General features: G+C 62.5%; 18 protein-coding genes. 11 read left to right on the top strand and 7 right to left on the bottom strand.

What is annotated here, in order from left to right:
* Window positions 1-369: 369 nt before the first annotated feature.
* On the bottom strand, window positions 370-2,103 hold the full coding sequence (locus VOI18_RS03565) for an RHS repeat-associated core domain-containing protein (protein WP_323761039.1): 1,734 nt from the start codon (window positions 2,101-2,103) through the stop codon (window positions 370-372).
* 228 nt (window positions 2,104-2,331) lie between these two features.
* Here VOI18_RS03565 and VOI18_RS03560 point away from each other — a divergent pair, with 228 nt between their 5' ends.
* Window positions 2,332-2,793, top strand: a complete 462-nt coding sequence (locus tag VOI18_RS03560; RefSeq protein WP_323761038.1) for a pseudoazurin — start codon at window positions 2,332-2,334, stop codon at window positions 2,791-2,793.
* A gap of 196 nt (window positions 2,794-2,989) precedes the next feature.
* Here the strand turns inward: VOI18_RS03560 and VOI18_RS03555 are convergent, their stop codons facing one another.
* Window positions 2,990-3,541 (bottom strand): PepSY domain-containing protein, encoded by a 552-nt coding sequence (locus VOI18_RS03555; protein ID WP_323761037.1) that lies wholly within the window; start codon window positions 3,539-3,541, stop codon window positions 2,990-2,992.
* Between the two features lie 143 nt (window positions 3,542-3,684).
* On the opposite strand from VOI18_RS03555, the gene VOI18_RS03550 reads away from it, so the two are divergent.
* Both VOI18_RS03550 and VOI18_RS03545 read left to right on the top strand, forming a co-directional pair.
* Complete coding sequence (locus VOI18_RS03550; protein WP_323761036.1) at window positions 3,685-6,957, top strand: VPS10 domain-containing protein; 3,273 nt, start codon at window positions 3,685-3,687, stop codon at window positions 6,955-6,957.
* A gap of 292 nt (window positions 6,958-7,249) precedes the next feature.
* Window positions 7,250-7,909 carry a DNA alkylation repair protein gene (locus VOI18_RS03545; protein ID WP_323761035.1) on the top strand — a complete coding sequence of 220 codons (660 nt, stop codon included), beginning with the start codon at window positions 7,250-7,252 and terminating at the stop codon, window positions 7,907-7,909.
* Between the two features lie 238 nt (window positions 7,910-8,147).
* On the opposite strand, the gene VOI18_RS03540 is transcribed toward VOI18_RS03545, so the two are convergent.
* A complete protein-coding gene (locus tag VOI18_RS03540; RefSeq protein ID WP_323761511.1) occupies window positions 8,148-9,623 on the bottom strand; it encodes an FAD-binding oxidoreductase in 1,476 nt (491 codons plus the stop codon).
* 266 nt (window positions 9,624-9,889) lie between these two features.
* Between VOI18_RS03540 and VOI18_RS03535 the strand changes: the two genes are divergently transcribed.
* On the top strand, window positions 9,890-10,756 hold the full coding sequence (locus VOI18_RS03535; protein WP_323761034.1) for a LytTR family DNA-binding domain-containing protein: 867 nt from the start codon (window positions 9,890-9,892) through the stop codon (window positions 10,754-10,756).
* 147 nt (window positions 10,757-10,903) lie between these two features.
* Entirely contained in the window at window positions 10,904-11,971 is a 1,068-nt protein-coding gene (locus VOI18_RS03530) for an NAD-dependent epimerase/dehydratase family protein (RefSeq protein WP_323761033.1), read from the top strand.
* Window positions 11,972-12,010: 39 nt separating this feature from the next.
* Here the strand turns inward: VOI18_RS03530 and ppk2 are convergent, their stop codons facing one another.
* Window positions 12,011-12,766, bottom strand: coding sequence for a polyphosphate kinase 2 (gene ppk2, locus VOI18_RS03525; protein WP_323761032.1), 756 nt, complete (start codon window positions 12,764-12,766; stop codon window positions 12,011-12,013).
* A 240-nt stretch (window positions 12,767-13,006) separates the two neighbouring features.
* Between ppk2 and VOI18_RS03520 the strand changes: the two genes are divergently transcribed.
* Entirely contained in the window at window positions 13,007-13,273 is a 267-nt protein-coding gene (locus tag VOI18_RS03520; protein ID WP_323761031.1) for a hypothetical protein, read from the top strand.
* Window positions 13,274-13,296: 23 nt separating this feature from the next.
* Here the strand turns inward: VOI18_RS03520 and VOI18_RS03515 are convergent, their stop codons facing one another.
* Window positions 13,297-14,274 carry an oxidoreductase gene (locus VOI18_RS03515; RefSeq protein WP_323761030.1) on the bottom strand — a complete coding sequence of 326 codons (978 nt, stop codon included), beginning with the start codon at window positions 14,272-14,274 and terminating at the stop codon, window positions 13,297-13,299.
* A gap of 238 nt (window positions 14,275-14,512) precedes the next feature.
* Between VOI18_RS03515 and VOI18_RS03510 the strand changes: the two genes are divergently transcribed.
* Together VOI18_RS03510 and VOI18_RS03505 are read left to right on the top strand one after the other, a co-directional pair.
* Window positions 14,513-15,883, top strand: coding sequence for a cytochrome P450 (locus VOI18_RS03510; protein ID WP_323761029.1), 1,371 nt, complete (start codon window positions 14,513-14,515; stop codon window positions 15,881-15,883).
* 77 nt (window positions 15,884-15,960) lie between these two features.
* Window positions 15,961-17,046 carry an SMP-30/gluconolactonase/LRE family protein gene (locus VOI18_RS03505; protein ID WP_323761028.1) on the top strand — a complete coding sequence of 362 codons (1,086 nt, stop codon included), beginning with the start codon at window positions 15,961-15,963 and terminating at the stop codon, window positions 17,044-17,046.
* Here the strand turns inward: VOI18_RS03505 and VOI18_RS03500 are convergent.
* Window positions 17,043-17,483: a D-Ala-D-Ala carboxypeptidase family metallohydrolase gene (locus tag VOI18_RS03500; RefSeq protein WP_323761027.1), complete on the bottom strand. Its 441-nt coding sequence runs from the start codon at window positions 17,481-17,483 to the stop codon at window positions 17,043-17,045. The genes VOI18_RS03505 and VOI18_RS03500 overlap by 4 nt on opposite strands.
* A 198-nt stretch (window positions 17,484-17,681) precedes the next feature.
* Here VOI18_RS03500 and VOI18_RS03495 point away from each other — a divergent pair, with 198 nt between their 5' ends.
* Together VOI18_RS03495 and VOI18_RS03490 are read left to right on the top strand one after the other, a co-directional pair.
* On the top strand, window positions 17,682-18,572 hold the full coding sequence (locus VOI18_RS03495) for an alpha/beta hydrolase (protein WP_323761026.1): 891 nt from the start codon (window positions 17,682-17,684) through the stop codon (window positions 18,570-18,572).
* Window positions 18,573-18,618: 46 nt separating this feature from the next.
* A complete protein-coding gene (locus tag VOI18_RS03490) occupies window positions 18,619-19,428 on the top strand; it encodes a crotonase/enoyl-CoA hydratase family protein (protein WP_323761025.1) in 810 nt (269 codons plus the stop codon).
* Between the two features lie 11 nt (window positions 19,429-19,439).
* On the opposite strand, the gene VOI18_RS03485 is transcribed toward VOI18_RS03490, so the two are convergent.
* Window positions 19,440-20,099, bottom strand: coding sequence for a Fe2+-dependent dioxygenase (locus tag VOI18_RS03485; protein ID WP_323761024.1), 660 nt, complete (start codon window positions 20,097-20,099; stop codon window positions 19,440-19,442).
* Between the two features lie 93 nt (window positions 20,100-20,192).
* On the opposite strand from VOI18_RS03485, the gene VOI18_RS03480 reads away from it, so the two are divergent.
* Complete coding sequence (locus VOI18_RS03480) at window positions 20,193-21,044, top strand: hypothetical protein (protein WP_323761023.1); 852 nt, start codon at window positions 20,193-20,195, stop codon at window positions 21,042-21,044.
* Window positions 21,045-21,267 lie beyond the last annotated feature (223 nt).

The raw sequence follows: 21,267 nt of genomic DNA, 5'->3' as shown, positions 1-21,267 counted from the left end.
CTACGAAATCACGCCACCCCGCTCAAGCCGCGTTTAATCTGACAATGCCCGACATACGCATAGCGGGATTTTGGCGCAGGAGTGTACACGGCCTGCGAAACAGGCCGGCGGTTAGGTCGTCATAGCTATCGAGCAGGGGCGTAAATGCTTGGATCGTTCCTGACGGCAACCATCGCAACGCCTATAAATTCCTTCCACTGCGGACCAAGAGTAGTAACACGGCCAAATCTATCAAGCCGATCACGCCCCAGAAGTACTCCGCCCCAGACTGATCATCCGGACGAAAGAACACTTGATTTAGCACGAGCGCCACGCACGCCAAAAAGAGGAGCAACAGGATGAACAACCAGTTTTGTCGGTTTTGATGGCTCATTCTTCCTCACGACCTCCAACTATTTCCGTGTTCGTATGGAAACCTCCCATTTGGAATCCCCAGCCCCAATCTACGCCAAGCGAGGTTCCAGGAGCCCCGAACCCTCCTTGGTCGGGGATCCCCATGGAACCACCCGGCAACACCGCGTCGATCTCCATCATCAAGGCACCTCCCGTTTGCTGTTCGATGGTTCCGAGACCGATTTCCAACCCGGTAAAATCCAAATCGGCGCCGACGGCGCTGAGTTCTTCCGTTGGATCGAACGGATTGCCATTTCTCGAACTCTCATTGAGAAACTCCCTCCCCGTGATGAATACGAATGGAGCGGTCTTAGACAGAGTGATTTCTGTTGCATCGCCTATTGATTCACTTATCCCGACATTCCCTGATGCAGCGGAAGAACTCGAACTCATCGTAACCGTAAAAGTGAAACCGAGATCATCTTCACCCGGTCGCCACATGGCCTCTTTAAGCTGTTCGCCAGCCGCCTCTCCCGCGGCTCTGCCGTGCATGTCTTGGACAGTTCTTATTTGCTCAGGGTTTAGCCCATCTCGCTGGAGCGAAGCGGTACACGTTTCACATTGCCGCATCCCCGTCGGATCAGTCGCGTTGAGCGGATTATTCGCCACACACGCATACAGATTCATCTGATCCGCATACCCAATCGGATCGGTCTCCAGGAAGCGCCCGATCTCCGGCCAGTAATAGCGGGCCCGATAGTAGTAGAGCTCGCTTTCCGGGTCGTAGCGGCGGCCGGTATAGCGGAAGGGGTTGCCGGATGTGTTGAGCGGCGCCTCGACTCCATAGGGCGTGTAGACATAGCGGTCACTCAGGGCACCACTGGCATCGGCCAGGGCGATGACCGAGCCGAGCCGGTTGGCGTGGTAGTAATGGCGCGCCGTGGCGACCCCGGTCGACGGATTGACCGTGATCATCGCCTCGCGCTGATCGATGCCCGGACCGGGGATGTAGCGCTGGAGATACTGGCCGGCATCATTGAGCTCGCCGGTTTCCATGCCACCGGCATGACTGTAACGGGTCCAGCTGGCGCCATTGTTCAACGACACGCCGGTGCGCCGGCCGATCACGTCATAGCGATACTGGATGGTCTGACCGGATTGAACCAGGCCGGTGAGCCGATTGCGGGTGTCGTGCAGGAAGGAGCGCGTGCCGTCGCCGGACAGATTGTCCGAGAAATCATAGCTCAGCGTGTAGTTGGTCGTCGTGCTGCCTTCGACATGCACCACCGCGCCATACTGGTTTTGCACATTGGTCGGCTCTCCCGCCCGCACCGAATCGGTGCTGGAGAAGTCACGGCTTTGCGTCTGCCCGCCTGCTGACCACAGCCAGCCGGGCGCATTGGCATGCTCGGCTTCCAGATATCCGGCGCCGTCATAGGCATAGGTGAAGGTGACCGACTGGTCGGAGAAGAGGTGATGCATCTGCACGACCTCGCCATCCGCCTCATAGGTATAGGCGATTCCCGAGGCGGCATTGCCGCCAGGCCCGGCCTGGGCACCGTGCGGGTCCTGCCCGCCGACATGACGCTCGATCAACCGGCCCATGCGGTCATAGACATACTCGCTCAGCGTCCGCTCGGACGTGCCATTGCCGTCATCGTCTTCCTCGACGCGGATCAGCTGACCGGCATCGTTATAGACATAACGGGCGGTGAAATTGTCATGCCAGATGATGGCCGTGCGGCGACCTGCCCGAACAAATGGCGACACACACCTTTGTTTTGACGTTGAAAAACCGCGACAGGCACCAAGGCGCCGCAAATCGTCTGCGTCACCGGCGACAATCCCAACATAACTCGCTCGCTCGAGACCGCCCTCTGCGACAGCCTGTCTCAGCCATTTTGACGCAGCGAAATGGCGCCCTGCCCGCCTAAGTTCTTTGCCATGGTCGGACGCATCCTCCCTGTTACGCGTCCGACAGCTGATAGGAGCAACAACATGAAAAAACTCATTCTCTCGGCGGCGCTTGGCGCCATGGTGATGGCCCCGGCGGCCTTCGCCGAGGAGCATGTGATCGAGATGCGCAATATGGGTTCCGATCGCCAGTCCATGGTGTTCGAGCCGGCCTATCTCGAAGTCGAGCCCGGCGACACCGTCACCTTTGTCAACGCCATGGGCGTGCATAACGCCCAGACGATTGACGGCATGCTGCCCGAAGGGGTTGAGGGCTTTGTCGGCGACATGAATAGCGATGTCTCCTTCACCGCTTCCGAGGAAGGCCTGTACGGCATCAAATGCATGCCGCACTACGGCATGGGCATGGTCGCCCTGATCAAGGTGGGCGATGGCGAAGCGCCAAATCTGGAAGCGGCCGCCTCCGTGCGTCATCCGGGCCGGGCGCGCATGCGCATGGCCGATCTGCTGGAGCAGGCCGAGGCCGACCAGGACCTCGGCTCATAAACCCTAGGGGGCTTCACCCCCGAGCAGTTTCAGGCCCGGCCGGGCGGTCTTTCGGGGCCGCCCGGTCGCTTCTTTTGACTTGGGGGCAGCGCTTGAAACAGATGGGAACAGCGCCGCAATCGCGGCTGGCATCAATCGTGCCCGTCACCCTTGATGCCCGGTTCGGGTCTGCCTGACTGCACAGCCAGTGTGAAGCCTATTTCCTGTCCGCAATACCGGCCCGCCCTGCCCGCCGCTTCTTGCGTTGCCAGCGTTTGAGATAGGGCTCCAGGAACAGCCACATCCCGGTGGCCCAGAGCACCAGCAGGACCACGCCGACCGGCAGGAAGACGAAAGTCTTGATCCAGTCGGCGAAGAATGAGCCGTCATGGATCTGTTCGAACAGGTCGGAGCGGCGATATTCCAGCGACAAAACGTCCAGGGTGACCAGGTCGATCTGCGCTTCCCAGCGATTGGGGGCGATGAATTTGGCGATGCCGCGGTCCGAGCGGACATCGATCCGGTCGAACTGGTCCCAGCTCGTGATCTCCAGCTCCTCAATGGCCGCCGCGGCCGCGTAAAGCTCTGCCAGGGAGGTGTTGGGCACCTGCGCCGAGGCCATCTCGCTTCGCTGCGTGGCCGGCTGGATCCACGCGATGTCCTTCTTGAGCATCAAGAACAGTCCGGCGACGATCATGATGCCGAGCGGGAGCATGACAATGGGCGAGGCCCAATGATGGATGTCGCGGAGAAGCTTGCCTATTTTCATGCGTCGCATCCTTGCCATGGGTGGGCGCCGGTCAAGTCATGATGCCGGCGGACCAGAAAACACCTGCGGCGCGTCCGGGAATCGCTTCTCTTTTGGCCCGGGGTTGCTAAGGTCGGGAAAATTCAATTCCCGGGGGAAATTTCATGCGTAGCCTCATCTGTGCCGTCCTGCTCCTTGCGCTGCCACAAACCGCTTGCGCGCAATCGGAGACCGAGACTGATACGGGTCCGCTGACCTCCGAAAACTTCGCCGGCTTCGAGTTCCGCAGTATCGGGCCCGCCTTCATGTCGGGGCGCATCGGCGACATTGAAATCATGCCCGACGATCCGTCGACCTGGATCGTCGGCGTTGGTTCGGGAGGTGTCTGGCGTACCGAAAATGCCGGCACGACCTGGGCGCCACTGTTCGACGATGAGGGCGTCTATTCCATCGGAACAGTCACGGTCGACCCGTCCAATCCCCACACCATCTGGGTCGGCACAGGCGAGAATCACGGCGGCCGGCACCTCGGATACGGAAACGGCGTCTATCGCTCCCGCGACGGCGGCGACAGCTGGGACCATCTGGGGCTTGAGACCTCCGAGCACATCTCGGAGATCCTGGTCCATCCGGGCGATCCCGATACGGTCTGGGTCGCCTCGCAGGGACCGCTTTGGTCGTCAGGCGGCGAGCGCGGGCTCTTCAAGTCAACCGATGGTGGCGAGACCTGGACGCTGGTGCTGTCGGCAGGCGAATGGACCGGTGTGACCGATATCGTCATGGATCCCCGCAATCCCGATCGCCTGGTCGCGGCGACCTGGCAGCGCCACCGGACGGTGGCAGCCTATATGGGCGCCGGGCCGGAGAGCGGGCTGCACGTGTCCGACGATGGCGGCGACACCTGGCGCGAAGTTACGGCCGGTCTGCCGGACGGCAATATGGGCAAGATCGGCCTGGCCATCTCGCCGCAAAATCCTGACGTGCTCTATGCGGCGATCGAACAGGACCGCCGGACGGGCGGGGTCTACCGGTCGAGCAATCGCGGCGAGAGCTGGACGCGCATGTCCGACACGGTCTCCGGCGGTACGGGCCCTCACTATTATCAGGAGCTCTATGCCCACCCGCATCATTTCGATCGCATCATCCTGGTCTCCAACACCACCCAGATCTCCGAGGATGGCGGCGCGACCTTTCGCGGGCTGAACAATGAAACCAAGCATGTGGACGATCACGCGATCGCCTTTCATCCGACCGATCCGGACTATCTGCTGGTTGGCTCGGACGGCGGTCTTTACGAGAGCTGGGACGGCGACGCGACCTGGCGCTTCATCTCCAACCTGCCGATCACGCAGTTCTACGACATTGCCCTGGACGACGCCGAGCCCTTCTACAATGTCTATGGCGGCACCCAGGACAACAATACCCAGATGGGACCGTCGCGGACGGACAGCCGGCACGGCATCCGCAATTCCGATTGGGTCGTGACCCTGTTCGGCGATGGTCATGAGCCCGATGTCGAGCCGGGCAATCCGGACATTGCCTATTCCAGCTGGCAGCAGGGCAACCTGGTCCGCTTCGACCGGACGACGGGTGAGCTGGTCTATGTGCGCGCCCAGCCCCAGCCGGGCGAGCCGGCCGAGCGCTTCAACTGGGATGCGCCCCTGGTGGTGTCCTCGCATCAGCCGACCCGCCTCTATCACGCCTCGCAACGAGTCTGGCGCTCGAATGACCGTGGCGATACCTGGACGCCCATTTCCGCTGACCTGACCCGTGACCAGGACCGCATGTTGTTGCCGATCATGGGGCGGCAATGGTCCTGGGATGCCGGCTGGGATATCTATGCGATGTCGGTCTACAACACGATCAGCGCGCTGGCGGAGTCGCCCGTCGACGAGAATGTGATATACGCCGGCACCGATGACGGCCTGGTCCAGATCACCGTCGATGGCGGTGAGACCTGGCGGCAGACCGAAGCCGGCAACCTGCCGGGCGTTCCCGACCTTGCCTATATCAATGATTTCGAGCCGTCCCGGTTTGACGCCAATCGGGTCTACATGGCGCTCGACAATCACAAATACGGTGATTTCACCCCCTATCTCCTGCGTTCGGACAATCAGGGCCGCAGCTGGCGCATGATCACCGAAGGGCTGCCGGAGAACGGCCATGTCTGGCGCATCGTTCAGGATCACGAGAATCCGGACCTGCTGTTCATCGGTACGGAGTTCGGTGTCTATTTCACTATCGATGGCGGCGACAGCTGGACCCAGCTGACCGCCGGCATGCCACCCATCCCGGCGCGCGACCTACTGATCCACGAGCGCGAGGACGATCTTGTTGTCGGCACGTTCGGACGCTCGATCTATGTCCTCGACGACATTGCGCCCCTGCGCGACATCACGGTCGACACGCTCGAGACCGACACGCGGCTTTTCCCGGTGCGTCGGGCCTGGTGGTACCAGGAACAGCACGAGCTTGGTTTCGGCTTCAGGGCGTCTCAGGGCGACGGCTATTTCCAGGCCGAGAACCCGGCCTTCGGAGCGCTCATCACCTATTATGTCGGCGAAGGCCTGCAAACGTCCGAGGAGGCCCGTCAGGCCGCTGAGGTCGAGTTGGTGGACGCGGGAGAGGATACGCCCTTCCCTGGTTTCGATGTGATCGAATCGGAACGGCGCGAAGCACCGCCCCGCTTCTGGCTGGTCATTCGCGACAGCGCCGGCGACGTGGTTCGCCGACTGCCCGGCCCCGTTTCCGCGGGCTTCCACCGGGTTTCCTGGGATCTCACCTACCCAAGCGCCGACGCGGTGACCTCCCCTGACACGGACGACTCCGACACATCGGGTTATCTCGTCGCGCCGGGCCGCTACTCTGTCGAGCTGGTGCGGCAGAGCAATGGCGAGACCGTCGTCGTGGGCGAGGCCCAGACGATCGAGGTTGAGCGGCTCACCGAAGGCGCCTTGCCCGGCTCTCCGGATGACGAAGTGGTCGCCTTCTGGGAGCGGCTGTCATCGATGCAGCGCCAGCTTTCTGCCGCATCGGCGTCAATCGAGTTGACCCATGCCCGCATGGAGCGACTGCAGTCGGCGCTCTATCGGACGCGGACCGCACCGGGTCCGCTCGACTCCCGATACGAATCCCTGCGGCAGGAGCTGTTCGCCATTGAAGAAGCTCTGGGCGGCAATCAGACCATGGCAGGCCGCCACGGTGCGGAACCGTCGACCGTGGAGTCCCGACTGTCCTTCGCGCAACTGGGAACCGGTAATTCGACCTACGGGCCGTCGCCGGCCCATGAGGCGCAATTGCGGATGGCAGAAGAGGAAATGAGCGGCCTTCTTGACCGTCTGGCCGCCCTGACCGAGGAGGCCATACCCGCGTTCGAGTCCGACCTCGCTGAAGCCAATGCTCCCTGGACGCCGGGCGTACCGCTGCCACCCAGGTAGGGCACGGGACACATGAGGCGCAATCAGCGGCTGGAACAAGTCGTGACTGGAAATAGTGGGGGGACAGGAAACACGTGGTGACACAGTAACGAAAACAAGTGGTGACAGGCACTGTGCATCACCCCACTCAGATATGAACGCCCGGACAGTCGTGCGGGGCCACCGGCACACAGCGTCCGTTTATCAAATCTGCCATGTTCCGGTTATCTGAACGCCCTGTCGTCGTCTATCGTCAGCCTCGCCGGTCGGCCGCCCTTCCCGATTGCGGGTCTGGTCAGGAGAAGGAAGCGTGATGTCCGATATGATCGCGAGTGATACAAGCCGTGCCGAGGCCCTCATCGCCGAGCTCAGCGCACCGCCGGTCCGGATGGGCGAGATCAAGAAACGCGCCAAGACGATCAAGACCGATCATGAGCTGGCGCAGCAACTCTGGGCCTCCGGCGTCTTTCCCGCCCGCATGCTGGCGGTGCTGATCCTGGACAGGAAGCGCCTCGACCAGGCCGCCATCGATGCGCTGATCTCCGACATGTCCGACCATGTCGAAAAGGAGCGCTCCCATCTCTCCGAATGGCTGCTGGCCAATCAATTGCTCAAGGACAAACGCCTCGTCGCCCTCATCGACACGTGGGAACACCATGCGTCACCAGTCCAGCGCCGCCTCTTCTGGTACCGCCAGGCCCGCCTGCGCTGGACCGGCCAGACGCCGCCGGACAATACCGCCTATCTGATGGATGCGCTGGAAGCGCGCCTGATTGACGAAGATCCCAAAGTGCAATGGACGATGAGTTTTCGCGCCGGCTGGATCGGCGTTCACGATCCGCAATACCGGGACCGCTGCATCGCCCTCGGCAAAAAAGCCGGCCTCTACAAGGACGAAATCGTGCCCAGCAACTGCACCCCGAACTATCTGCCGGACTTCATCCGGGTCGAGGCCGCGAAGCTGAAGCGGTAGGCCATTGATCGTGCTTGAATGAGTGGTGGAAGCCACCATTGTCGCGTCCGCAAAAAATTCTTGAGCAATGACTGTCTGACCTTGCTGGCAATCGTCAGGTTTGCGGGCCGTGTCCGGGTGTTGGAGACAAGCGCGGCCATCGCCGGGACCGACACAGCTCAGGACATGCCGGGATCCAATCGCAGGCAGAGGCTTCGGGACGAGCTGTGTCTGCCTCGCTTCTTTCGGGAACATGCCATCATGATGGCCTGATGTTCCTGTTGTTGTTGAAAATGTTATCGGGATCCCAGCGTGACTTAATACGGCTTAGTCTTGCATAGTTCGCGCCATAGGTTGCCTGCACGGATGCCTGATCTTCCAAATCGAGATAGTTCACATAGGTTGGGCTGCGTGATTGCGCGGCGAGCGCCGCCCTTGCCTGATCAACCCAGGCGATCCGCTCGGCCGATTGCGCGGCATATCTCCAGGACGCCGAGCAGTAGGCACATATACTGCCCCGGTACCGAGGCATGGCTGTCTCCATGTCGGTGACCTCGAGCGCGGCCCCCTTGATGAAATGGCCGAGGCCAATTGATGCACCTGGAGGGGCAGACCTCATCGCGTCCACAAGGCTATTGGCGGCGGCTTGATTGATCTCGAGCAGATTGCAGCCCCGCCAATGGTTAAAGCTGTCAGCCTCACCGGACCCGGGCACAGCCTCGTCCCGGGGAGCCGGGAATGCGGCGAGCATCTGTGCGGACGGGTTGCCCACGGAGCGGTAATCGCGGACGCCAATATCGTCCGCGACAGGGTTTCCGGTGGCCCGGAAGGGCGCCAATGCCGCCTCGGCCTCGTCTTCCGGGCCACTGAAGCAAGTCATCGCGACCAGGACGGGGCCGCGTGCGGTGTTGATACTGGCCAGTTCGACCATCAACTCTCGCGGCGCCTGTGCCATCAAGCTTGGATAGGCCAGCAGGAAGTCGGTCGCGGTATCGATCGAATAGACCAGATAACCACCGACGACTCGGCCTAGCTCGGCTGTCCGGAATGTCATCCCGGCAACAATACCAAAATTCCCACCCCCACCATTCAACCCCCAAAACAGGTCCGGATTGTTCTCCCGCGAGGTCTCGATGATGTCCCCGTTCGCCGAAACCAGCGTCGCCGACTCCATATTGTCACTCGCTGTGCCATGCTTGCCGAGGAGCCAGCCCAGACCTCCACCAAGCGTCAATCCGCCAACACCGACCATGGGGTCGCAGCCCAGCGGCACGGCGAGACCATGAGATGCCAGGTCCGAATTGACGAGCCCGGCGGTCGCACCGGCGCCGATCATGGCTCTGCTTTTCGCAAGGTTCATCGTGACGTCGTTGAGGACCGACAGGTCGATGACCACACCTCGGTCACAGCTCGATCGGCCCAGGATATCGCACCCGCCGCTCCGGGCCGCGAGCGGCAATCCCTGGGTCCGGGCAAACTCGATACCGCGAGCGATATCGGCAAGGCTTTCACAATAGATGATGATCGCCGGGCGGAAATCTGTGAGGGGATTAAAGCTCGCCGTCCTGCGGGCGACTTCGAAAGAGGGGTCGCTCGGCAGGACAATTTGCCCGTCGAGTTGTGCGCGCAGCGCGACAATGACGTCCTGCGTCAGCCCGTACCTGTTGGCAGCCTCGGAAAGGCCGAACCGTTCCCAAGTTAAGGAGGCTGCCGCCGCGCCGCCAGCGATCAGCATTCGACGTGTCGGCTGTACCCAACGGTTACGTTTCATCACCCACCACCCGGTTTGCTACAAGATACAAAAATGCCCTCGAGCCAGTTTGCAAGCCGCACCTGGCGATTTGCCCCGCCCCAATGAGCGGGTGCGTTACAGCTATGGCCTTGCGCCGGCCCCGGTCATGCCGGAAGTGTCAACCGGAGGATGGATGTGACGAGCGGGAAAACTTGGTTATGGATCTGGCTTGCACCGATCCTTGCTCTTTTGCGGGAAGGTGCTGAAACATGCCTCAGACCATGAGCGATTCACCAACAGCAACGATTGAAGTCAGAGCCAGATGGAAAGCAGCGACGCTTTTCTTCGGGCTCTCCCTCGCATTCTGGATTGTGAGCGCCCTTTCACGCGGCACTGAGAATACCCGGGCCGGGATTGAGACGGCTTGGCATGCCCCCTGGGTATTGGAGGGGTCCAGTCTGCTGGTAAGTGCGGCGTTGTTCTTCTTCGTCTGGCATTTGGAATCACGGTGGCCGATTGCTCCAGGCCCGGTTTTGAAGAAGGTCGCAATCCACATCCTGGGGTCCATCGCATTCTCAGCGCTGCATATTTTCCTCATGGTGATGATCCGCGAGGGCTACTGGATCATCGTTTTCGATACGGAATACAACTACCTGCGCAACCCGCTTGAGGATGTTCTCTATGATTATCGAAAGGATGTGGTCACCTACGCGACCATTCTGATGATCATATACCTGTCCAAAAACCTGGAAATCGCACATGCCGAACAGGCGGAGGCCAGGACCACGGCTTCCGTCAAACACCGGCTGGTTCTGAAATGCGGGGGAAAAACCGTCCTCCTGGCGGCGCACGATGTCGAAGCCGTGCAGGCCGATGGCAATTATGTCTTTGTGCACACAGGCAGCAAGAGCCACCACGCGCGATTGTCACTCAGTGATGCCTTGAACCTCCTCAAGAGAGCAGGACGCGATGTTCGTCGGGTTCACAAATCCTGGCTGCTCGATTTTTCAAAGGTCGAGGAGTTCAAAAGAACCCAAAAGGGTGATGTCGACTATCGGTTGATATCCGGGCGGGAAATCCGGGGCAGCCGCAGATATCACCGCGACGACGACGCTGAAATATCGAGCCATCCCTGAAACCGGACGCCATGCCGTCGAAGCCGCGCGTCGACACGCCAAGAACCGCCCCGATGACAACAATTCCAAGGGGCCGATTCAGACTTGGCATTTGCAGCCGGATGGTTTCTGTCGGATGGTCCGCCCTCACCGCTCCGGAGCCCTGCCATGACCGCCATCAATCCTGACGCCCCGATCCTGGTGACTGGCGGGACCGGCTATCTGGCCGGGGTTATCATTGCCCAATTGCTTGCGGCGGGTCATGTCGTGCACGCCACGGTCCGCGATCCAAACAGGCAGGATCGGCTGGCAGCGCTGGAGGCGCTGGCGGAGGCCTCGCCCGGCTCGATCCGCTACTTTCGCGCCGACCTGCAAGATCCGGACGCCTTCGCCCCGGCAATGGCGGGATGCCAGCTGGTAATCCACACGGCGTCGCCCTTCATCGCCCATGTTGCCGACCCACAGCGCGACCTGGTCGACCCGGCGGTCGAGGGCACCCGCAATGTCCTGACCGCCGCGAACACAACAGCGAGCGTGAAACGCGTGGTGCTGACCTCCAGCTGCGCGGCGATCTACGGTGACAATGCGGATATCGCGTCGATGCCCGGTGGAAAGCTGACCGAAGCCGTCTGGAATACCAGTTCAACGCTTCGCCACCAGGCCTATTCCCTGTCCAAGACACTGGCCGAGAACGTTGCCTGGGACCTTGCCGGCGATCAATCACGCTGGGACCTGGTGACCATCAATCCATCTCTCATTCTCGGCCCCGGCATCGACCCGATGACCGCCGGTGAGAGCTATGCGCTGCTGACACAGATCGGCGATGGCACCATGGCGTCGGGCATCCCCGACTTTCGCATCGGCACGGTCGATGTGCGGGACGTGGCGGCCGCCCACATCACCGCAGGCTTCACCCCGCAAGCCGCCGGGCGGCACATCCTGTCCGGGCACAATACGGGCTTCGTCGAAATGAGCGCGATCCTGCGCGACCATTTTGGCGACAGCTATCGCTTCGGCCGAACCATCCTGCCAAAATTCCTGGTCTGGCTGGCCGGACCGATGATCAATCCGGCGCTCACCCGCAAGATGGTCAGCCGAAATGTCGGCATCGCCTTCATCGCCGACAACGCCAAAAGCCGCAGCGCGCTGGGCGTGGACTACCGCCCGCTGGCAACGACCTTGACCGAGCATTTCCGGCAATTGATCGAGGCCGGGCGAATCAAACCGAGGCGTTAGCCGGTCAGGTCAGGTCAGGTCAGGTCAGGTCAGATCAGGTCAGGGTGCCAGGAAGGCGCCTCGGACGTCCGGCCGCCCCCAATATTGCAATGTGTCGGCGTCATGACCCAGGACAGGCCGTGAATAGCCGCCGCAATCAATCGTCCTCAAGATGTCGTTGATGACCGTCAATCGCGCCACGCGCTTGTTGTCAGCGCGGACCACCCGCCATGGCAGGGGCTGGCAGGTCTCCATCAGCATGCGGTTGCGGGCCCGGGAATAGTCGTCCCATTTTTCGACCGCGACGGCATCGATCGGGCTGATCTTCCACGTCTTCAACGGGTTCTGGCGGCGATCTTCCAGGCGCCTCGCCTGTTCGCCTTTCGAGATGTCGAGATAGTATTTGAGCAGGATCAGGCCGTCATCGGTCAGGATCTTCTCGAACGCCCCGACATCCGCAAGAAAGCTCTCATACTGCGCGTCGGAGCAGAACCCCATCACCGGCTCGACCCCGGCCCGATTGTACCAGGACCGGTTGAACAGCGCGGTTTCGCCCTGGGCCGGCAGATAGGAGGTCCAGCGCTGGAAATACCAGGACGAGCGGTCGCGCTCACTGGGCTTGCCAAGGGCGACCACCCGGGTTTCGCGCGGGCTCTGGTGCTCCGCGATACGCTTGATGACGCCATCCTTGCCGGAGCTGTCGCGTCCTTCAAAGAGAACCAGCAGGCGCAGTTCCTTGGCGATGACGTGACGCTGCAGGTCGACCAGGTTGATCTGGGCGTCGAGCAATCGCTGGCGGTAGAGTTTCTTGTCCATCGTCTCCAGTCCCCTGACCTGGCCTGTCCCGTCGCTTGATTTCCGGGCTCGTCTCTGACCTGCCAGCTTGGGCCAGCCGCACCACAAAAGGTAGGGTCAACGACATTTCCACAAGACCATGCCACTACGATCAGCGGGTGCCAGCCCGACGGTAGCTGAGGCGGAGCGTCGCAGGCCGTTTCGTCGCATCGCCGAGCCCGAGGCATCGCCCTACGGTGAGGAAGGAACAAGGAGGCTTCCATGAATCACAAACATCGCAAGATCTTGCACAGCCTGTTCGCCCACCCTGAACCCGCGAATCTGGCCCCGGCCGATGTCGAGCACGTCTTGTCTGACCTGGGAGCGGAGCTGCACGAGCGCAGTGGTGCCAAATTCTCCGCGACTCTCAACGGGCACACGGCGAGTTTCCACCATGCCCAGCACAGCCTGCCCAAGGACGAAGTCCGCGCTGTTCGCAAGTTCCTCGAAACAGCGGGTATTGACGCGGGGCGAGACTATCCACTCTGATCAAGTCCCGACCGCGCTTTGCCTCACGCCTCCGCCAGCAGAGCCTCGCTGACGTCCCACAGGCGCTCGGCCGACTCGTCGCTGCAGGCGTGTGGGTCGACACCGACATAACGGGTCATCGGACTGGACGTGTCTGTCGGGGCGGCGATGTCGCAATTCTCGCAATAAACGCCTGGCATCCCGGCCAGACCGGGAGCTGTCGCTGCCCAAAGCGTGGTGGAACAGCCCTGCTCAGGCGTCTTGAATCCCTGGCGCGCCAGTTCGGATGGCTCGCCATCTTCGCCGAGCCAGCCCAGCGCGATCATTTCCTCCGTGGGCAGGTGGCGTTGCAGTGGTGTGAAAATGCCTCCCGGATGGACCGCAAAGGCTGCGCCATCGCTCGCCTTGAGGCGACGTGACAGGGCGTTGGCAAACAGCGCATTGGCCGTCTTGGCCTGACCATAGGCCTGCCACTTGTCATAGGGTGTATCGCGGTAGTGGATGTCGTCCCAGCGGATGTCCGACAATTTGTGGGCGGTGGAGGAAAGCGCGATCACGCGCGCCCCACCGGACTTCTGAAGCAGGGGCATCAGCGCCCGGGTCAGCGCGAAATGGCCCATGTGGTTGATACCGAATTGCGACTCCCAACCCGGCCCGACCCGGGTCTCGGGACATGCCATTATGCCGGCATTATTGATCAACATGTCCAGCCGTTCGAGCGCGTTGGTCAGGTTTTCGGCAAACCCGCGCACCGAGGCCAGGTCGGCCAGGTCCAAGGGCGCGGACGTGACGTCACCCGCGACGCCGGCCAGCGCTTGCGCAGCCCTTTCCGGCGAACGAACCGGCACAATGACCGAGGCGCCCCTGGCAGCGAGGCTCCGCACCGTTTCGAGGCCGATACCACTATAGCCGCCGGTCACGATGGCCGTCTTGCCGGCCAGATCGATGCCCGCGAGGACATCCGCTCCCTCGCTCTTCGCATGAAAGCCGGAGCCGGTGGGACTTTGATCGGAAACAGCCATGTCGGCCTCCTGGGTACGGGTCGCCTGGTGCGGATCGGGTCGCCGGTATCCGCTGCAGCAGTGACTACGGTGTCCCCGTTCGACCGGGCTGACAACCGGACGCCAGATGCCCTCGAGGCCGGTCCGGTCCAAACGCCTGCCCGTCCCGGGCCGATTCTGACTTGCCAAGATTGGGCACACCGCCCTAGCCTGAAAAAATACGAACACCGTTCACCTGATCGCAGGAAGGCCCGGCCCCATGCAACTTGTCAGCGATGTCATTCTGGAAGACAGCCCGCAGACCGAGCCCCGTTTTGGTGCCGCCTATCCCGCCTTTGACGACTTCAAACTGTGGGATCCGGCCGCCTGGACATCAGGCCATCCGCATGAATTCTTCCAGCGGATGCGCGAACAGGCCCCGGTGATGTGGCAGGCCGCCGACACGTCAAAGGCCGGGTATTGGTCGGTGACACGCTATGACGACATCAAGACCGTCGAGCTGGCACCGGAGATTTATTCCTCCGAACGCGGCAGCATCAACATGTTTGTAATGCCGCGGAAGGAATGGAAGCCCAAGAAGCTCATTCCTGCCGCCTTCAACTCGATCATCAATCTGGATCAACCCCATCACATGCAGATGCGGATCCAGCAGAAGGACTTCTTCATTCCGCGCTTCGTGGCTGAACTTCAAGAGCGCGTGGATGCAAAGATCGACGACCTGCTCGACGAGATGGAGCGTCGCGGTCCGGTGGTGGATTTCGTGAAACTGTTCTCGCAGGAACTGCCACTGTTCACCCTGTGCGAGATGCTCGGCGTGGACGAGGCGGATCGCCCGAAAATCATCAAGTGGATGCATTACCTGGAATTGGCCAACCAGTATTTCGTCAACCCGTGGTCGCTGCTCTCGCGCCGCCCCTGGTTCCCGATCAAATTCTACCAGCACGTCAACGAGATGTTCGCCTATGGTGAGCGGATCATGGCCGAGCGCCGGGCCAATCCGCGCCGCGATCTGATGACCGCGATCGCCAATACCGAAATGGCCGGAAAACCCCTGCCCCAGGAATATCTCGACGGGTCCTGGCTGCTCATCATTTTCGCCGGAAATGATACGTCGCGGAACTCTCTGTCCGGCACCATTCGCCTGATGACCCAGTTCGAGGACCAGCGCGACATGATCCTGTCGGACCGGTCATTGATACCGGCCATGACCCATGAAGCCCTGCGCATGATTTCGCCGGTGCAGCACATGCGCCGCACGGCGATGGAGGACACCGAGCTGAATGGCCAACGCATCGCCCGGGACGAAAAGGTCGTGATGTGGTACCCGGCCGCCAATCGCGACCCCTCGGTCTTCCCGGACCCGGACCGGTTCGACATGACCCGGGACAATGGCGACAAACACCTGGCCTTCGGTCATGGCGCCCACAAATGCCTGGGCAGCCGGATCGCGCAGATGCAATTGCACTCGGCCTACCGGAAAATTTTCGATCGCTTCCCGAAGATCGCCTGGACCGGCCGCCAGACCATCGCGCCGAACACGCTTGTCCATGCCATCTCCTCGTTGGAGGTCAATCTGTATGGTCGCGATGGCGAACGGCCAAACATGGTACCGGTCAGGCGCTCCAGCTAGCGCCCTGTGGCCGCATAAAATCGCCGCGCGGGTCGGCCAGGACGGGCCAGGCCGGGCCACTGATTGAGGAGGTTGGCATGCGAAATTTCGTGCTGGTCATCGCGGGCCTGGTGCTCGCGGTCAGTTTCGCGGCCTATGGTCCGGGCTCACTTGACGCCACGCGGTTGGACGTCACGCCCGCCGATCCGCGCCTTGAAGCCCTTTTTGAACCTGCCGCAAGTGTGGCCCGGACGGAGCGGCCCGACTTTCACGGTGCCGAGGATCTCGAGCCCGGTCCGGATGGTCGGCTTTATGCCTCGCTGGCGGATGGCCGTATCATGGCGCGGGACACGGGCGGCGAGTGGACCGAGATCGCCGACACGGGTGGACGCCCCCTGGGTCTCAGTTTCGGGCCGGATGGAAGCTTGTTTGTCGCTGACGCACTGCGGGGGTTGATGCGCCTGACGGCCGACGGCTGGGAGACGTGGATCGCCTCGGCGCAGGATGGCGGCGAGCTGGTCTTTGCCGACGACCTCACCGTGCTGGCCGATGGCCGCATCATCCTCACCGACGCGTCCGGGCGTCACGGCTATGGTGACCACCTCACATCATTCCTTGAAGGCGATCAGACCGGACGAATCCTGATGGTCACCGCCCCGGGCGAGATGAGCCAGCTGGTTGGCGGGCTGGGATTCATCAACGGGGTCGATCACGACCCGATGACCGGGCTGGTGTATGTCAATGAAACCTGGACCGGGCGAGTCTGGCAGCTGAACCCAGACACCAGCGATCTGGACCTGTTGATCGACGGTCTGCCCGGCTATCCCGACAATCTGGAATTCGACACCGGGACCGGTCTGATCTGGGTCGCCATGCCGTCTCCGCGGGCCACCGACCTGGAGGCCTTGCACGGCCGCCCGCTGGTCAAACGCCTCGCCTGGCGCTGGCTGCAGCTGGCCGGCCTCCCGCCCCTGCCCGACACACCCGCCATGGCGATCGGCATTGATACCGACGGTCACGCGGTCATCGGCCTGCGCGGGCCGGTCGACGGGGCGGAGGGGATCACGACCGCTACGCTCTGGCAGGGCGAACTGTGGACATCCGGCCTGGCGCGTGACGGCATCACCGTCTTCGCCGCACCAGAGATCGCCGGAAATAATGCCGCGCCCAGGCCCGCGAACTAGTCGACGATGCCCCAGACGACCGCCGTTCCGGCGCCGCCTTTCTGGGTCTTCACCTCGCGCCGCATGCGCGGATCGAAGCTGATATGATTGATGCGGCGCGAAGCCTCGTAGATCAGCTGGTCAAAAGCCAGATCTGACGCGTCGAGCGCCTTCGCCACATCGATCGGCTCCATCCCCTTGACCGTAAAGTCGGCGGCATAGCCCAGCGCATGGGCCGAATTGCTGACCCCGCCGACCGCCTTGTTGACGGCCGGATTGCGATATCCGGAGGTGATGGTGATAGCCCGGTCTCCCAGGATGCGACGCACCTGTTCCATGCCGCAGGCAAGTCCGTGCAGGGCCCGCAAGTGGGCTTCGTCCGGCGTGTTAGGGTCGCCGAGCTTGTCGGCCGTGTCAGAACGCGTGAACTCAGCCAGCTTGAAATTTCGGCTCAACATGGGGTCTCCAGTCCGGTCGGGTTGCGCACACAGTGTAGCTCATTGCCCTGCGCGCAGAAGCTGTATTTTTCCGCACCGCGCAACGACACACTCGACCGGGGCCGAATGGACGGTATGCGCGCGCGTCTGCAATCCGTGCTCGTGCCGGATGGCCCCACACATTAGCGTCATGGGCGCAGCGATCAGGGACGCGTCACAATGAGCCGAGATGAGATCGGGCCGGCCCCGCAACGTTTCCGGCATGAGCTCGCGGACGGGCACCTGTCCGGCCTTGCGTGGCCCGGGCCACGCAAACCAAGACTGGTCTTCATCCACGCCAATGGATTTTGTGCCAGTGCCTATCGCGCTGTGCTGTCGCGACTGGCGACCAATTTCGACATCCTCGCCCCTGACCTGCGCGGTCACGGCACATCCCGCTTGCCGGTCCACCCCGACCGGCATCACAGCTGGGACATCTACGCGCGCGATGTCTGCGCCTGGCTGACAGCCCTGGATCATCCTGCCGATGCCCTTGCGGGCCATTCCATGGGGGCGATTGTGGCGCTGTTGAGCGCGGCGCGACAGGACCGTCCGACACCGCTGGCACTGATCGAACCGGTGGTCATGCCGTCACCGCTCTATCTCATGGCCCGCAGCCCGCTTCGCGGCCTCATCCGTGGCCGGATCGGTATCGCCAATGCGGCCCGCAGGCGATTCAACGGCTGGCCCGAACGCGCTCTGGCCGCCAAGCGATATGCGCGTCACAAAACCTTCCGGAACTGGGCCGACGGCGTACTCGATGATTACCTTGAAGACGGGCTGATGCCAGATGGCGACGGCGGTGTGTGCCTCGCCTGTGATCCGCTGTGGGAAGCCGCAAACTATGAGGCCCAAGGTCATGATATCGGAAGGGCGCTCGGCCGGGTGTCAGCACCTGTCCACGTCCTGAAGGCCGAACACGCATCCACCATTATCAATCGCCGCGCGTTGACCGGTCGCGGTATCGGCATAGACCTGCTCGCCGGCTCGGGCCATCTCGCACCGATGGAAGCACCCGGCCCGGTCGCCGACTGGCTCGCCGCGCGGCTGGCCCGGACCGATGCCGATTGATGCCGGTATCGCTCCACGCGGATACCGGACACCCAGGGAGACAAACATGACGGACAACACCCGATTTGCAGACCGCGTTTCGGTGACGGTCAGAGACCGGGTCGCGCACGTTGAACTCGACCGGGCCGCCAAGCTCAATGCCATCGATCCCGCCATGTTTGACGGGCTGCTGGAGGCAGCGGATCACCTTGCCGGACGCAAGGACGTTCGCGCTGTCGTTCTGAGCGGTCGTGGACGGATGTTCTGCGCCGGGCTCGATTTCGGGAGCTTCGCCGCCATGGCCGGCGACACGGCCGCACTTGAGCCGCTGGAAAAACGAACCCACGGCCTGGCCAACAAACCGCAACAGGCCTGCCTGCAATGGCGCGACCTGGCGGTACCGGTGATTGCCGCGATCCAGGGCGGTGCGCTGGGCGGCGGTCTCCAAATCGCCCTTGGCGCGGACATTCGTCTGGTGACCCCGGACGCCCGTTTGTCGATCGCCGAAATCCGTTGGGGGCTTGTACCGGACATGGGAGGATGTGTGGTCCTGCCGGGCCTGATGCGGGACGACCAGATCCGGGAGCTGACCTATAGCGGCCGCGATGTCAGCGGATCGGAGGCAGTCGCCCTTGGACTGGCGACCCGGATCACCGATGACCCGGTTGCCGAGGCGCTTGCGATGGCGACCGCAATCGCCGGCAAAAGCCCGCCCGCCATACGGGGCGCAAAGCGATTGCTCAATCTGGCTGCCAGTGCTGATCCGGCGACAGTCCTCTTGGCAGAATCCCGTGAGCAATCCGCTCTCATGGGCGGGACTGACCAGGTCGAGGCGGTCAGGGCGCAAATGGAGAAACGCGACCCTGTATTCGACTGACCACCCCGGCCTCAGTCTTCCGCCCACTGCCTCAACAGATTGGCTTTGGTCTTGAGAACAAGGTCAAGCTCACGCGTCTTTCCATCGCGTTCGAACAGGCGGGTGGAAACCTGGTCAAGGTCAAACAGAATCTCGCGCTGGTCTGCTCGTCGGACCAAGCTGCGGACCCACCCGACAACCGCCATACGTTCACCCTGCGTGACCGGCGCGACTTGATGGATCGCCGACGTCGCATAGACAACAGCGTCGCCGGCGGCGAGCTTGATTCCGATCTCACCCTCCGGCCCGTCCATGACCAGTTCACCGCCGTCATAGCTACCCGGGTCGCTGAGAAAGAGCGTGAAGGACAGATCGGCCCGGCGCCCGCCCATGAGGGCATCATCGATGTGCGGGCCGTAGGCCATCCCGGCCCGGTAGCGCGACACCAGAATGCGGGACAGGGTCTTGGGCCGGGCAAAGCTTACGAAGCCGGCGTGCGCCATCAGGGCCTTGCGAACCTCGTTCCGGACCGTATCGACGCGCGCGCCCGTCTCCAGCTGCTCATTGGATTTCACGGCCCGCGCCACCCGGCCGGCTGTCGCACCGCCATCAACGAATTCACCCTGCCCGATCAGCGCTCGCAATTGCTGGACCTGTTCGGGCGGGCAGACGTCTTGCAGATGAATGAGCATGGGTTATCCTGCGACTGATTGTCATGTGCTCGAAAAGCCGATACCCGTTTATGCCATTGAACCGGCTGAATGCCATCCGTGAAGGGACGCAGAATGGGTATCACAAGGCGCACACGCATCTGGACCTCGGTCGGCACAGCAGCCCTGCTGGGTGGCCTGTCGGGATGCAGCGAACCGATGGCGACGCCCACCGGGGCCGAAACACAGCAGGAAACACCGAGCACCTTCGCCGCCGCACCTGCTTTCACCGAAGGTGAAGGCGAAGGGTCCGGCTCGGGCGGTGAGTTTGGTATTGATCCGGCCGAGGCCGGGCGTGACCCGGTCGTCTACCTGATCGCCCTGGAGGTGATGCGCGCGCACTACCTGGCCGGCATCGACGCCTTCGAGGCAGGGGACCGCACGGCTGGTGCCGAGATGTTTGCGCACCCGATTTCCGAGATTTACATCGACTTCGAGCCCGTCCTCGAGGCACGCGGGGCTCCCTTGTTCGGCGACACCATGACCGACGCCTCGGTAGCTCCCTACAATGGCGAAAGCGATGCGGCGATCGCAGCGCATGTCGCCGATGTGGTGGCAGCGATCGATGCCGCGTCCGCCCATGCGCCGGACGGCGAGATCTCGCCGGCGGGACTTCATGCGCGTGTCCTCACCGACCTCATCGAACGGGCAGCCCTGCAATACGAAGTGCTGGCGACCAACCCGTCCGCGCACGAACCCTATCTCGACGGATACGGATTCCACCGGGCGGCCCACCGCTATGCCGGCAATCACCTCGAACAGGTCGCCGACGACAATCCCGACCTGGCGCTCCAGCTGGGCCAGGCGATCACGGCCCTGGGCCGCGCCTTTCCGACCGCGACACGGCCCGAGCACCTGGCCGGCGACAGTTCCAGCTTGTTGACCATGGCCGCAGCACTGCGGCAGAGCGCCGACGCGCTGAACTGACGCCTGCGTGACGGCCGACACAGACAGGCCCGTCACCGATTGACAAGCTTGAGGTTTGCACCGTCTCATGGTGGTGTGAAGCGACCTTTTTGGGGGTGCCCTCGATACGACCAGCGCCCGCCGCGCCGGTGTCGGACCGGACGGAATAAGTTTAGGCGGCGGGTATGGTCCGAATCGACGAACGGTTCCGGTCGGGAGCCAGGATGGATCGGAGCTGGCGTCC

Origin of the sequence: Maricaulis sp., from assembly GCF_034670125.1 — a bacterium.
Classification (GTDB): domain Bacteria; phylum Pseudomonadota; class Alphaproteobacteria; order Caulobacterales; family Maricaulaceae; genus Maricaulis.
Note: the sequence above shows the minus strand (reverse complement) of the source record. Positions and strands in the feature narration are given on the sequence as shown.

What these genes read in the sequence shown, in the direction of transcription:
- VOI18_RS03520 (WP_323761031.1), top strand. Translation starts at nt 13,007, where the DNA reads ATGAATCACAAACATCGCAAGATCTTGCACAGCCTGTTCGCCCACCCT.
- VOI18_RS03535 (WP_323761034.1), top strand. Translation starts at nt 9,890, where the DNA reads ATGCCTCAGACCATGAGCGATTCACCAACAGCAACGATTGAAGTCAGA.
- VOI18_RS03540 (WP_323761511.1), bottom strand. Translation starts at nt 9,623, where the DNA reads ATGCTGATCGCTGGCGGCGCGGCGGCAGCCTCCTTAACTTGGGAACGG.
- VOI18_RS03530 (WP_323761033.1), top strand. Translation starts at nt 10,904, where the DNA reads ATGACCGCCATCAATCCTGACGCCCCGATCCTGGTGACTGGCGGGACC.
- VOI18_RS03515 (WP_323761030.1), bottom strand. Translation starts at nt 14,274, where the DNA reads ATGGCTGTTTCCGATCAAAGTCCCACCGGCTCCGGCTTTCATGCGAAG.
- VOI18_RS03485 (WP_323761024.1), bottom strand. Translation starts at nt 20,099, where the DNA reads ATGCTCATTCATCTGCAAGACGTCTGCCCGCCCGAACAGGTCCAGCAA.
- VOI18_RS03505 (WP_323761028.1), top strand. Translation starts at nt 15,961, where the DNA reads ATGCGAAATTTCGTGCTGGTCATCGCGGGCCTGGTGCTCGCGGTCAGT.
- VOI18_RS03560 (WP_323761038.1), top strand. Translation starts at nt 2,332, where the DNA reads ATGAAAAAACTCATTCTCTCGGCGGCGCTTGGCGCCATGGTGATGGCC.
- VOI18_RS03510 (WP_323761029.1), top strand. Translation starts at nt 14,513, where the DNA reads ATGCAACTTGTCAGCGATGTCATTCTGGAAGACAGCCCGCAGACCGAG.
- VOI18_RS03495 (WP_323761026.1), top strand. Translation starts at nt 17,682, where the DNA reads ATGAGCCGAGATGAGATCGGGCCGGCCCCGCAACGTTTCCGGCATGAG.
- VOI18_RS03555 (WP_323761037.1), bottom strand. Translation starts at nt 3,541, where the DNA reads ATGAAAATAGGCAAGCTTCTCCGCGACATCCATCATTGGGCCTCGCCC.
- VOI18_RS03490 (WP_323761025.1), top strand. Translation starts at nt 18,619, where the DNA reads ATGACGGACAACACCCGATTTGCAGACCGCGTTTCGGTGACGGTCAGA.
- VOI18_RS03500 (WP_323761027.1), bottom strand. Translation starts at nt 17,483, where the DNA reads ATGTTGAGCCGAAATTTCAAGCTGGCTGAGTTCACGCGTTCTGACACG.
- VOI18_RS03550 (WP_323761036.1), top strand. Translation starts at nt 3,685, where the DNA reads ATGCGTAGCCTCATCTGTGCCGTCCTGCTCCTTGCGCTGCCACAAACC.
- VOI18_RS03545 (WP_323761035.1), top strand. Translation starts at nt 7,250, where the DNA reads ATGTCCGATATGATCGCGAGTGATACAAGCCGTGCCGAGGCCCTCATC.
- VOI18_RS03480 (WP_323761023.1), top strand. Translation starts at nt 20,193, where the DNA reads ATGGGTATCACAAGGCGCACACGCATCTGGACCTCGGTCGGCACAGCA.
- ppk2 (WP_323761032.1), bottom strand. Translation starts at nt 12,766, where the DNA reads ATGGACAAGAAACTCTACCGCCAGCGATTGCTCGACGCCCAGATCAAC.